The organism is Symbiobacterium ostreiconchae (assembly GCF_055396975.1).
Window position 1 is genome coordinate 1,495,398 of sequence record NZ_AP042454.1, and the last position, 12,792, is coordinate 1,508,189.

Consider the following 12,792-nt stretch of genomic DNA (forward strand, 5'->3'; position numbering starts at 1 on the left):
TGGGGGGAAAGCCATGTTTCTGCAGATCCACTTCCTGACGAGCTACCACGCGAGTCTGCTGAACCGCGACGACGCCGGGCTGGCCAAGCGCATCACCTTCGGGGGTGTGCCGCGCCTGCGGGTCTCCAGCCAGTGCCAGAAGCGTCACTGGCGTGAATGGATGACGGGACAGGTCGACCTGCCCGCCGGGCTTCGCTCCCGCCACTTCTTCAGCCGGGAACTGAAGCGGCGGGTTGTAGAGGCCGGGGTGGAGGAGGAGCTGGCCCACCGTCTCATTCTGCACCTGGCCAGCGGGCTTTTGACTGCCGCAGGGGAGAAGGATGCGCTGGACAAGGAGACGCTGGCGATGAAGCAGCCGGTGCTGTTCGGCCATCCCGAAGCCACCTACCTGACTCGCCTGGTTACAGACGCCGCCCAGCAGGGCGACGAGAAGGCGGCGAAGGACTTCCTGGATCAGCAGATCAAGAAGGGCAAGGGCAACTTCAAGGCGCTCCTGCGCGAGGCCGGCGTGCCTGATCCGGCTGTTGGCTTCGACGGTGCGATGTTCGGGCGGTTCGTGACGTCCGATATTCTCGCCCGCGTTGACGCGCCCGTTCACGTCGCCCACGCGTTTACGACCCATGAGTTGAACACGGAGGTAGACTTCTTCACGGTAGTGGACGACCTGGCAGCCGACGACGAGACCGGGGCCGCCCATGCCAACGACATGGAACTGGGCGCAGGCATCTTCTACGGCTATGTCGCGGTGGACGTTCCGCTGCTGGTGTCCAACCTGACCGGCTGCTCCCGCGAAGAGTGGCGCAGACAGGATGCCCACGACGCCCGCTCCGCGCTCACCGCGCTCGTCCACGCCATCGCGCAGGTCACGCCGGGTGCCAAGCTGGGCTCGACGGCACCCTACGCCCGGGCCGAGTTCGTCATGTTGGAGAGCGGCACCGCGCAGCCGCGCAGCCTGGCCAACGCCTTCCTCCGTCCGGTCCGTCTGGGTGCAGGGGACCAGCATCCGATGGAGCAGTCGGTCGCGGCTATCGCGCGGTACCTGGACGGACTCGAAGGGATGTACGGAGACACTGGTGAGCACCGCTATGTTTCGACCCTCCACGCCTGGCCGCGGTCCCGGGAGGCCACTGCCCCCCTTGCAACGGCCATCGACGCAAGCCTGGACGCGCTCTTCGGGAGGTAGCCATGAAGACGTTGATTCTACGGCTGGACGCCCCCCTGATGAGCTTCGGATACGTGATGGTGGACCAGCACGGGTTCACGGATCGCTTTCCGGGCACGGCGATGCTCACCGGCCTGATCGCCAACGCACTGGGATGGGACCATGCCGACTTTGACCGCCTGCAGGCGCTCCAGGGTAGGATCCAGTTCGCGGCCCGGTGGGACAGTGACCCCGAGCACGTGGTCGACTATCATACGGTCGATCTCGGTCAGCCCAAGATGCGGGAGCCCGGCTGGACCACCCGCGGTGAACCTGAGCACCGCAGCGGGGGTGAGGCGGCGAGGCTGGGGACGCACCAGCGCTACCGCCATTACTGGGCGGACGGCCTCATGACCGTGGCGCTCCACGTTGCCGGGGAGGAGGCCCCCGATCTCGAGGCGGTGAAGGCGGCCCTGCAGCAGCCAGCGCGGCCGCTGTTTCTGGGACGCAAGAGCTGCCTGCCGGCGCGCCCGCTGCTGGATCCCCATACGCCGGTCGTGGAGGGGGAAGACCTGCTCACGATTCTGCGTATGGTGCCTGTCTGGACCCGGGACGGCACCCCTGGGCCGGGGAGAGCAACCCATGCCTGCTGGCCGGCCGAACTGGGAGTGGCCGGCCGTGGAGAGGTACGCCGCGTGTTCGATCTGCGCGACTGGCGGAATCACATCCCGGCGGGATCCCGGTGGCGTGCCGAGGGGATGCTGGGGGGGACCGACTGATGGAGCCGTTGTATATGGTCGAGCTGCAGCTGGATATACCGGCCCTCCTGCGGTTTCTCGCGAGCCAGGGCCTGGACCGGAGCGGCGAGGACGATGACCTGGGGTACGGGGTGCATGCCTGGATGGCCGCGGCTTTCGGTGAGCTGGCGCCGCATCCCTGGCGGCTGTTCACGGGAAGGGGACGCCCGGCCCGCGTGCTCGGTTATACGTCCCACGACGCTGCGGAACTGAGACAACGTTTGCGGGAGTTCGCTGACCCGTCCGTGTGGGCGGTCTGCGCCCAGCCGGATGCAGCTATCGCCAGCCGTGAGATGCCCTCGGACTGGCGGACCGGGCGGCGCCTGGCGTTCGAGGTTCTTGGCTGCCCGGTCGGCCGCAAGGCCGGCACCCGTGTGGAAAAGGACCTGTTCCTGATCCGGGCCGATGAACCGCAAGCACAGAGGCTGCGCAGGGACGCGGTTTACTGCGAATGGGCGCGCGAGCAACTGGAGCGCCACGCTGCCGCCCGTGTCACCTTCATCCGCCTGGAGGGGTTCCGCCTGGTGCGCCAGATTCGAAAGGACCAGGGAACCGGTGGTCAGCGTTCCCTCCGGCGGCTCGTGCGGCCCCAGGCCCTACTGCGCGGGGAACTAACCGTGGGCGATCCCGAGGCGTTCTCCGCCCTGCTTCGCCGGGGTGTGGGGCGGCATCGGGCATTCGGCTACGGTATGCTCCTGCTGAGGCCGGCGCCATGAACGGGTCGTTCCTGTTCCCGGGCCGCCTGGGCTTGGCAGGGGCGCGGATACCGCACGTGGATCGGCATGGCCTCCTATGGCTCTCCCGCGGGAAGCTGTATGTCGAGGATGGGACGTTGCGCTTCCTGGCCGCCGGCAGTGATGATATCGCACCGGGTGACTATGCCATCCCGTATCAAACCGTGTCGATGATTCTGGCGGGTCCCGGCATGTCCATCACCCACGATGTGCTGCGGCTCCTGGCCCGTCACGGGACCTTGCTCGCGGCGGTTGGCGAGGGCGGCGTGAAGATGTACACCGCTCCTCCGATGGGTCAGGGTCGGTCAGATGTGGCCCGTGCGCATGCCCGTCTCTGGGCCGATGAGGAAAGCCGCATACAGGTGGCACGCCGGATGTACGCCTATCGATTCGGTGAGGTCTTGCCGCACCGAGACATCAGCGTACTGCGGGGAATGGAAGGCGGTCGCCTGAGGCAGATGTACCGGCTCATCGCTGAGCGCTACGGCGTGGAGTGGAAGGGCCGTCGCTACGACCGTGACCATCCCGCGGCGGCTGACATACCCAACCAGGCCATTAACCACGCAGCTACGTTCGTGGAAGCCGCGGCCGACATCGCCGTGGCCGCGGTGGGAGCCTTGCCTCCCCTGGGGTTCATCCACGAGGAGTCCAGTAACGCGTTCACCTTAGACATCGCGGACCTGTGGCGGACCGACATCACGTTGCCGCTGGCGTTCTCGGTGGCCGCGAAGGTGATGAAGGATCCTTCCGTCAGCCTAGAACGCGCGGTGCGGTATGAGGCTGCGCGCTGGTTCAAGCGGTACAAGCTGATTCCGGCGATGATCGACCGGATCAAGGAGTTGCTGATGATCGATGACGGTGATCGTCACCCGCAACGTGGCTGATCGGATCCGGGGGTTCCTGGCTTCCACGATGCTGGAGTTGGCCCCGGGCGTCTACATGAGCGTCCGCTATTCCACCGCGGTGAGGGAACGCATTTGGGCCGTGCTTGAGGATTGGTTTCAACTCGAGACGGAGGCCAGCATCGTCATGGTATGGAGTGAACCCAGCGTGCCGGGCGGATATGCCGTCCGCACGCTGGGCCTGCCGCCGGTGGAGTTGGTTGAGGTGGATGGGCTTCTCTTGACGAAACGGGCAGCGCGAGACGAGGTGGGGTGAACGGCTCATCCGCCGGGATCGGAGAAGAGAGGTAGAGTAGACGTAAAAGTATTATATTATCTCATGTTCAGCTGTACTTCAAGAGTCTCCCCCGCATGCGCGGGGATCGACCCTACAACAGCGTTGACGAACTTCCACAGCAGGAGTCTCCCCCGCATGCGCGGGGATCGACCCTTCAGGCCAGGGCGCCGGGCCAGCATGAGGGGGTCTCCCCCGCATGCGCGGGGATCGACCCCGATGGCGGCCCACTTAATCATGTTCAGGCCCGTCTCCCCCGCATGCGCGGGGATCGACCCGGTCCAGGGCCGCGATGGCATCCGTGCGTAGAGTCTCCCCCGCATGCGCGGGGATCGACCTGGTTTACCAGTACCGCCATCCCACCGACCCCGGTCTCCCCCGCATGCGCGGGGATCGACCGTCGCCTGCTGGGAAGACGACCAGGTTTACCAGGTCTCCCCCGCATGCGCGGGGATCGACCGCTGGAGGCCCGCATTCAGAAGGCCATCGAGAAGTCTCCCCCGCATGCGCGGGGATCGACCTCGACCCGGAGGACGTGCCCGATTTTGTCCTCTGTCTCCCCCGCATGCGCGGGGATCGACCCACCGTTTACGGTATTTTGTGTGCGACGTCTAGGTCTCCCCCGCATGCGCGGGGATCGACCCCGGCACGGAAACGGCCAGACGCCAAGTCTAGGGTCTCCCCCGCATGCGCGGGGATCGACCGCGCTTTGATCACGTCCCATGCTGCTACTGTGGGTCTCCCCCGCATGCGCGGGGATCGACCCGAGTTTGTGATCTGCGACGTGTGCGGCGCATGGTCTCCCCCGCATGCGCGGGGATCGACCCCGGCACGGAAACGGCCAGACGCCAAGTCTAGGGTCTCCCCCGCATGCGCGGGGATCGACCGCGCTTTGATCACGTCCCATGCTGCTACTGTGGGTCTCCCCCGCATGCGCGGGGATCGACCCGAGTTTGTGATCTGCGACGTGTGCGGCGCATGGTCTCCCCCGCATGCGCGGGGATCGACCGTCACCTGATAAACTGGGCACGTGACTCCAGCGGTCTCCCCCGCATGCGCGGGGATCGACCCGTTTGGGGAGGTCGTCGATCTTCCTGAGCCCGGTCTCCCCCGCATGCGCGGGGATCGACCCGGCGCGGATACGAAGAGTATGCACGCCGATGGGTCTCCCCCGCATGCGCGGGGATCGACCTCAGATTGGCTGGCGCGACTACATGCTGGGCTGGTCTCCCCCGCATGCGCGGGGATCGACCGCCGGGTGGGCGTCCCGTTCACCACCCGGCTGTGTCTCCCCCGCATGCGCGGGGATCGACCCGTACCGGCACGGCGGGAAGCGGGCCTGACCCGGTCTCCCCCGCATGCGCGGGGATCGACCCCCGAGGTCATGCACCCGTTGCACTTGAGTCCGGTCTCCCCCGCATGCGCGGGGATCGACCCCCCTGGGCCAGCGTGGTGCGCAGCTCCCGGACGTCTCCCCCCCATGCGCGGGGATCGACCCCACCACCGGGGTCGACTACTCCACCGAGCGCGGTCTCCCCCACATGCGCGGGGATCGACCGTTCCTCTACGCCGACCTGGACATGGACGTCAAGTCTCCCCCGCATGCGCGGGGATCGACCCCTCCACGCGGACCTGCCGGCCGGACCGATAGTGTCTCCCCCGCATGCGCGGGGATCGACCCGTCTACTTCCGCACCCGGGTCAAGCGGTTCGAGTCTCCCCCGCATGCGCGGGGATCGACCTGTACCCCACCTTGCCTTCATGCCCGGCCTCCAGTCTCCCCCGCATGCGCGGGGATCGACCTGGCGAGAGCAGGGGCTTTGTTACCGCTGCGGCGTCTCCCCCGCATGCGCGGGGATCGACCCAAGGAAGTCTACAGGCAGAAGGGCTCCGACGCGTCTCCCCCGCATGCGCGGGGATCGACCCCGTGGGGACGGTCCCCCTTCGGACGGGCCTATGTCTCCCCCGCATGCGCGGGGATCGACCTCCACACTCGTGGTGCAGGCCCAGGCGCCTGATGTCTCCCCCGCATGCGCGGGGATCGACCCCGGTGGCACGCCAGGGAGACCGCCGTGACGCTGTCTCCCCCGCATGCGCGGGGATCGACCCTTCGCCTCCTCGCCGTCCCCCAGCACCCACAGGTCTCCCCCGCATGCGCGGGGATCGACCCACCAGCACCGGTTGCACGCCGTCCAGCAGCCGGTCTCCCCCGCATGCGCGGGGATCGACCCCACTGTTTGCCTTCGTTTCCGGTCAGCCCCTCGTCTCCCCCGCATGCGCGGGGATCGACCCATCGACCCCTCCACGGCGCGCTGCATCATCCAGTCTCCCCCGCATGCGCGGGGATCGACCCACCAGCACCGGTTGCACGCCGTCCAGCAGCCGGTCTCCCCCGCATGCGCGGGGATCGACCCCTCCAGGTCCTCCGTGCTGGCAACCGTCCGGCGTCTCCCCCGCATGCGCGGGGATCGACCTGGGACCGGCCGGAGGTGGCCGCCCAGTTCGAGGTCTCCCCCGCATGCGCGGGGATCGACCCCGCTCCAGAAGCCCGCCGCTTTCTACATGCCCGTCTCCCCCGCATGCGCGGGGATCGACCTCCCCGGTAAAGGGCCTCCTTGTCGATGTCGGCGTCTCCCCCGCATGCGCGGGGATCGACCCCGCGGGACATGTGCCTCGCAGCGCTGGAAGCCGTCTCCCCCGCATGCGCGGGGATCGACCTGGCGTCAAATCCGCTGGTACGGATGAGCGCCAGTCTCCCCCGCATGCGTGGGGATCGACCTCATGATAGCTCTTCCTGTCCTCGTGGCAGAGGGTCTCCCCCGCATGCGCGGGGATCGACCCTAGGACAGCCACCCACCACAGGAGTAGAGGAGGTCTCCCCCGCATGCGCGGGGATCGACCCGGACGCGCGAGTGGTGCGCGGTGGTTGCGCACGTCTCCCCCGCATGCGCGGGGATCGACCCCATCTCGCGTTTCTCCGCGCGTCTCCGCACCTGTCTCCCCCGCATGCGCGGGGATCGACCCGCCGGGGCGTCCTCGGGATGGGCTCGCATGTCGTCTCCCCCGCATGCGCGGGGATCGACCCCCACCTGACGAGCCCCATCCGCCCTATGGCGGGTCTCCCCCGCATGCGCGGGGATCGACCGTTGCTTCGGAAGGCGGTTACTGTACTCCGGTTGTCTCCCCCGCATGCGCGGGGATCGACCGTCCGCCCCTCCCCGGCCTGCTCAGCGAGCCGGGTCTCCCCCGCATGCGCGGGGATCGACCCGAGACGTGGACGTGAGATGAGAGGAGCGGACGGTCTCCCCCGCATGCGCGGGGATCGACCCAAGATCGAGGCCGACCTGCTGTTCTCGATCCAGTCTCCCCCGCATGCGCGGGGACCGACCCTCCAGCCAGTGCAGGCGGGTAAACAAAGCCTGCACCACCGTTGGTGGGGGTGCAGGCTCTCTGGTTGCCGTAGCCTTCGTTGTCCTGACTCATGTGCGGGGTGCCCGCTCAGGCGTGGCGCTGCCGCCCTACCAGCCAGAGATCTCCTGCATCTTCTGCCGCAGCCGGGCGGCCTCCTCGCCCTGCAGGATGTGGGGCTGTTCGGCGTGGATCCAGACCGGGTGCACCTCCACCTGCTTTACGCCGTCGGGGCCGATCAGGAAGTCCAGGATCATCGACTCCCTGGCCAGGTCGGTGTCCTGCCGGTCCATGATGAAGTTGCCCAGGCTGTAGGCGATGAAGCCGCCGTTATACAGCTCGAACCCCTGGATGGCGTGGGGGTGGTACCCGAGCACCAGGTCCGCCCCCTGATCGACCATGTACCGGGCCAGGCGCTGCTGCTCCTCGGTGGGGTAGTTGACGAACTCGACGCCCCAGTGGAGCGCAACGGCGACGACGTCCGCCACCTCCCGTGCGGCCCGGATGTCCTCGGCCAGCCAGTCCTCCCGGATGGCGGGTACACCCGGACGGTCCTCCGTGGCGGCGAAGCTGCGGGGATAGTCCCAGTCGAAGAAGAGGTCGGCGAACTCGCTGTAGCCCAGGAAGGCGATGCGCACGCCCTGCGCCTCCAGCACCAGCGGCCGGCGGGCCTCCTCCAGATTCCTCCCGCCCCCCGTCCACGGGATGCCGGCCTCCGCGAGGAGGTCCAGCGTCTCCAGGAAGTTCTCCTCGTCGTAGTCCATGATGTGGTTGTTGGCCACCGTGACCCCGTCCAGCCCGGCCGCCTTCAGCAGCTCGACGGCCTCCGGCGCCGCCCGGAACCAGATCTGCTTGCCCGGCAGCGGGCGGCCCGTCACGCCGATGGGCGACTCCAGGTTGGCGAAGGCCAGGTCCGCCGATGACAGATGGTCACGTACCTGTTCGATGGGGTAGAGCGTGCCGTTCTCCCGCATGGCCCGGGCGACCCCCCGGGCCAGCATGAAGTCGCCGGCGACGGAGAGCCGGATCCAGTCCGCCCGACCCGCACCGCCCGCCTCCCCGCCGGGAGCCCCGCCGCCAGCGCCTCCGGCGCTGCCGCCGACGGCACTTCCTTCAGCGCTGCCGCTGAGCGCCGCCCGCAGCGTCTCCCTGAGCGGTGCGATGCGCGCCTCATCCTCTGGCCTGTAAGCCACCATCAGCCGCTCGGCCAGGGGATACTCGCCCGACCGCACGGTCTGGGGCGTGGGCGCGACGCCGTCCACCGGCACCGCCCGCCAGCCCGGCCGCAGGTCGGCGAGCCGCCCGGCCGCCAGCGCGCCCCGTTCCGGTTCGCCGGGGGGACCCAACTGGGGCAGCAGGGCCTCAGCCTCGCTGAGCGTCAGCGACAGGGGCTCGTCCAGCCATCCCTGCAGGATGATCTGTTCCCGCACGCGCAGGGGAAAAGCGGCCAGGGTCGGGGGCGGGTCGCCTCCGATCACGGCTGCGTCGGCTTCTCCCCGCATCAGCGCAGGCGCCGGCTCGGGGGTGCGCAGCACCTCCACGCCCTCCAGCGCGGGCAGTTCCAGGCTTTCGGGCGCGGCGAGGACCAGGGTGGTCCGGTCCTTGCCCGGGTCGGCGTTACCGCCCTGCGGCTCACCCGGACCGGGCTCCTGCCCCGGGCCCCGGCTGCATGCGGTCAGCAGGATCAGCACGGCCAGAAGGAGCCTGGCCGGTTTTTTCATGCGCATGGGTCCGCCTCCCTTCGTGAGGGGGATTCGGCCACGGGCGGGGACGCCCCTGCCGGGGCCAGGCGTGGGCGATCAGGTGATGGGTGATCATTGGGGCCTGACCAAGGCAGATGCGGCTGCCCGTGCGGAAACCGGTGCTTGTTCACTTGGCTTCTAGGACGAACGTGAACTGATGCAGGTTTCTACAGTGGGGCCGACTGGCTGCGCCGCGGTGATTCGCCCATACCCCGCTGGCGCTCCGGCACACCCGTCGGCACGGCGGCTTGTGTCGGACTGTTCACCGGAGCTGGGGGTCAGACAACTGGAGTCGCTGGCGACGGGGGATGACGGCCTGGCGGTCGATGCGGGGTGGGAGAAGGATATCAGCGCTGTGCTCCTCGTCGACTTGCAGCTGGCTAGGCGGCCCTGTGCAGGGTGGTCGCAGCAGAAGGGGTCGGGCGCAGGGACGACGTGCGACGGATTTCCACTTCGTCTTGGGGCGAAGTGGAAATCTGTCGCATTTGGCCAGCCGGGCAGCGTCGGCGTCGGGAGGTTGCCGTGTGAACGGGAACTGGTGTCGGGTGGTTGCGGCGTGAAGGGGAACTGGCGTCCGGTAGTTGAAAGGTGACGGGGAACGGGTGCCGCGCAGTTGAAGTGTGGAGGAGCGGGGGCGGAGGAGGAAGTACGACGGATTTCTACTTGGCCGGCGAGCGAAGTGGAAATCTGTCGCATTTGGCCAGCCGGGCAGCGTCGGCGCCGGGAGGTTGCCGTGTGAACGGGAACTGGTGTCGGGTGGTTGCGGCGTGAAGGGGAGCCGGCGTCCGTGCGTTGACGCCTACTCGGTTCAGACCGCCGGCATCACCGTCGCCAGCCCGCGCACTGCCGACCACCCATCACCCACTTCTTGCTGCCGCATCTCTTACCCAGCGCCAGTACGCTCGCCGCCTCCGACCCGCCCCCGTACTCCCACCGCTCACCACGCACATCCCCCTCCGCATGTCACATCCCGCAGTCAACCCGCTCACGACCCCATCCACTCCCACCGCTCACGATCCACCGCCCAGCCGCCCACCCTCGACGACCCACCAGCCCACACTCACCGCCCACCGCACACGACCCACTGCTCACTGCCCACCACCCACCGCTCACCGCCACTTCTAGTCTCCCCCCCGGTCCGCATACCTTCCATGTGGACGTGCCATCGACAGGAAGGGGGGAAGCCCCTTGCAGCAGCGGCGCAGAGGCCTGAGGGAGCGGCTGGTCTCCCTTCTCGAACTGCCGGGGGATGCGGTGCTGGACGTGCCCCGGGCGGTCCTGATCGGCAACATGGAGCTGGTCGTGGAGAACCACCGGGGGCTGGTGGAGTACCGCCCCGACCGGGTGGTGCTGCGGCTGCCGGAAGGGAAGATGACCATCGACGGCGAGGACCTGCGCATCGGCTTCCTCTCGCCGGACCAGGCGGTGCTCCTGGGGCGCATCGACGGGCTGCGCTGCGCGCCGCCGGAAGAAGGCAGGGCGTAAGCGCTGCCCGGGAAGGAGGCGGTGCGTGGATGCTGCGCCGGCTGATTCGCTATCTGCTCGGCACCCTGCGCCTCGAGCTGACGGGAGGGGACATCGAGCGCTTCCTCAACCTCTGCCTGGAAGAGGGCGTCCTGCTCTGGGACCTGCAGCGGCAGCCGGGGCGGCTGCGGGTCACGCTGATGCTGGCGGACTTCTTCCGCCTGCGGCCCGTCGCCCGCGCGAGCCGGTGCCGCGTGCGCATCCGCGGGCGATACGGGTTTCCGTTCCTCAGCAGGCGCCTCAAGCGGCGCCCGTTCCTCCTGGCCGGCGCGGCCCTCGGCCTCGCCGCCCTCATCTGGGCGGGGAGCCACTTCTGGGTGGTGGACGTGCGCATCAGCGGCCCCGGCTACCTGGACCCCCGGGCCATCCTGGCCGTGGCGGCGGAGGCCGGCCTGCGCAAGGGCGCGTGGAAGGCGCGGGTCGACCTCAACCACGTGACCCAGCAGCTCAAGTCCAGGATTGAGGAGCTCTCCTGGGCGGTGGTGCGGGTCGACGGCACGCGTGCCGTCATCGAGGTGGTGGAGAAGGGGGCGGTGACCCCGCCCGACCAGGCGCTGTGCGTCCACCTGGTGGCCCGCAAGTCCGGGGTCGTGGAGCAGGTGATTCCGTACCAGGGGGAGCCCCTGGTGAAGAAGGGCGACGTCGTGCAGGCGGGGGACATGCTGGTGGAGTGCGCCCTGCGCTACTGGGCAGGGGGGCGACCGGCCGTGATCCCCGGCATGCCCCTGCCGCCGCGCGAGGACCTGGCCCGGACCGTGGTCGCCCAGGCCAGCGTGAAGGCGCGCGTCGCCTACCGGCAGTACCATGAATACCCCGCGGTGGAGCAGGTCAAGGAGCCCACCGGCCGGCGGCACGTGCAGTGGGTTTTGAACTGGAAAGGCCGGTCCATAATACTACGCGGGCGCGGCCCCGTTCCGTTTGCGGACTACGAGGTCACCACCCGGACCATCTCCCCGGGCCAGTGGAGGAATTGGACCCCACCTGTCGAAATCGAGATTCGGGAGGCCCTGGAAGTCACGGTGAGGGCGGAGCCCGTGCCGGTGGAGGTGCTGGAGGAGCGGGCCCGTGCCGCCATGGAGCGGCGGCTGGCCTGGATGCTGGGCCCGAACGACCGCATTCTGGTGCCGCTCAGGGCGGAAGTGGTGCAGCAGGAAGGCGGCTACGTGGGCATTCTGGTCACCGTCGAGACGCTGGAGGAGGTTTCCGCCCCGCTGGAGGGGCCGATGCTGAGCATGGGCAGGTGACCGGGTTGGATGAGACCCAGGAAAGGCGGATCCTGATCGCAGACAACGAGCGCGCACGCGAGTTATTCGGGTTGAACGACTCGCACCTGCGCTTCATCGAGGAAGGCTTTGACGTTACCCTCGTGCCCCGGGGCAACGAGGTTATCATCAAGGGCCAGGAGGACGAGGTCGGCCGGGTAGTTCGGCTGTTCGACCGCCTGACGGCCATTCAGGAGCGGGGCGGCCGGGTGACCGAGCGCGATGTCCGGTACGCCGTGCGGCTGGCCCGGGAGGGGGAGGAGAAGCCCCTGGCCGAGGCGCTGACCGATGTGATCGTGACGACGTACCGGGGCAAGCAGATCCGGCCCAAGACGCTGGGGCAGAAGGAGTACGTCGACGCCATCCGGCGCAGCGGCGTCACCTTCGGCATCGGGCCCGCCGGCACGGGCAAGACCTACCTGGCCATGGCCGTGGCGGTGGCCGCCTTCAAGGCGAAGGAGGTCGCGCGCATCATCCTGACCCGGCCCGCCGTCGAGGCCGGCGAGAAACTCGGCTTCCTGCCGGGCGACATGCAGCAGAAGGTGGATCCCTACCTGCGGCCGCTCTACGACGCCCTGTTCGACATCATGGGCTCGGATACGTTCGAGCGGCTGATGGAGCGCGGGATCATCGAGGTCGCCCCACTGGCGTTCATGCGGGGCCGGACGCTGGATGATTCGTTCATCATCCTCGACGAGGCCCAGAATACCACGCCCGAGCAGATGAAGATGTTCCTCACGCGCATGGGCTTCGGCTCGAAGGTGGTCGTGACCGGCGACATCACGCAGATCGACCTGCCGGAGGGCACCCGGTCCGGGCTGGTGGACGTGCAGCGCGTCCTGCGCAACGTCCCGGGCATTTCCTTCTATTACCTTACAGAGCGAGATGTAGTGCGCAACGACCTGGTCCAGCTGATCATCAAGGCCTACGAGGCCGCAGGGGGCGGTGGGACTGGCTCGCACCCGCCCAGGCCGCGGGCCGGTCAGCCGGACGGGTCGGAGTCTTAGAT

At 68.6% G+C, this 12,792-nt stretch carries 9 protein-coding genes and 1 CRISPR repeat array; of the genes, 8 read left to right on the plus strand and 1 reads right to left on the minus strand.

Going from position 1 to position 12,792, the window contains the following annotated elements:
• Window positions 1-13: 13 nt before the first annotated feature.
• The 5 genes from cas7e to cas2e are packed head-to-tail and all read left to right on the plus strand — an operon-like array spanning window position 14 to window position 3,830.
• Entirely contained in the window at window positions 14-1,183 is a 1,170-nt protein-coding gene (cas7e, locus tag ACZ5UM_RS07445; protein ID WP_464847908.1) for a type I-E CRISPR-associated protein Cas7/Cse4/CasC, read from the plus strand.
• A 2-nt stretch (window positions 1,184-1,185) separates the two neighbouring features.
• Window positions 1,186-1,920: a type I-E CRISPR-associated protein Cas5/CasD gene (gene cas5e, locus ACZ5UM_RS07450; RefSeq protein ID WP_464847909.1), complete on the plus strand. Its 735-nt coding sequence runs from the start codon at window positions 1,186-1,188 to the stop codon at window positions 1,918-1,920.
• A complete protein-coding gene (gene cas6e / locus ACZ5UM_RS07455; protein ID WP_464847911.1) occupies window positions 1,920-2,654 on the plus strand; it encodes a type I-E CRISPR-associated protein Cas6/Cse3/CasE in 735 nt (244 codons plus the stop codon). The genes cas5e and cas6e overlap by 1 nt, the downstream gene beginning before the upstream one ends.
• Window positions 2,651-3,556: a type I-E CRISPR-associated endonuclease Cas1e gene (cas1e, locus tag ACZ5UM_RS07460; RefSeq protein WP_464847912.1), complete on the plus strand. Its 906-nt coding sequence runs from the start codon at window positions 2,651-2,653 to the stop codon at window positions 3,554-3,556. Before cas6e ends, cas1e begins: the two co-directional genes overlap by 4 nt.
• A complete protein-coding gene (gene cas2e, locus ACZ5UM_RS07465) occupies window positions 3,525-3,830 on the plus strand; it encodes a type I-E CRISPR-associated endoribonuclease Cas2e (RefSeq protein WP_464847913.1) in 306 nt (101 codons plus the stop codon). Before cas1e ends, cas2e begins: the two co-directional genes overlap by 32 nt.
• A gap of 84 nt (window positions 3,831-3,914) precedes the next feature.
• Window positions 3,915-7,236: a CRISPR direct-repeat array (repeat unit 28 nt; unit sequence GTCTCCCCCGCATGCGCGGGGATCGACC).
• A 129-nt stretch (window positions 7,237-7,365) separates the two neighbouring features.
• Here cas2e and ACZ5UM_RS07470 read toward each other — a convergent pair.
• Window positions 7,366-8,982, minus strand: a complete 1,617-nt coding sequence (locus ACZ5UM_RS07470; RefSeq protein ID WP_464847914.1) for a CapA family protein — start codon at window positions 8,980-8,982, stop codon at window positions 7,366-7,368.
• A 1,203-nt stretch (window positions 8,983-10,185) separates the two neighbouring features.
• Between ACZ5UM_RS07470 and yqfC the strand changes: the two genes are divergently transcribed.
• From yqfC to ACZ5UM_RS07485, 3 genes are read left to right on the plus strand one after another with little or no spacing between them, the layout of a single operon-like run.
• Window positions 10,186-10,482 (plus strand): sporulation protein YqfC, encoded by a 297-nt coding sequence (yqfC, locus tag ACZ5UM_RS07475; protein WP_464847916.1) that lies wholly within the window; start codon window positions 10,186-10,188, stop codon window positions 10,480-10,482.
• A 29-nt stretch (window positions 10,483-10,511) separates the two neighbouring features.
• Window positions 10,512-11,765 (plus strand): sporulation protein YqfD, encoded by a 1,254-nt coding sequence (gene yqfD, locus ACZ5UM_RS07480; RefSeq protein ID WP_464847917.1) that lies wholly within the window; start codon window positions 10,512-10,514, stop codon window positions 11,763-11,765.
• A 5-nt stretch (window positions 11,766-11,770) separates the two neighbouring features.
• Complete coding sequence (locus ACZ5UM_RS07485; protein ID WP_464847918.1) at window positions 11,771-12,790, plus strand: PhoH family protein; 1,020 nt, start codon at window positions 11,771-11,773, stop codon at window positions 12,788-12,790.
• Window positions 12,791-12,792: the final 2 nt, after the last annotated feature.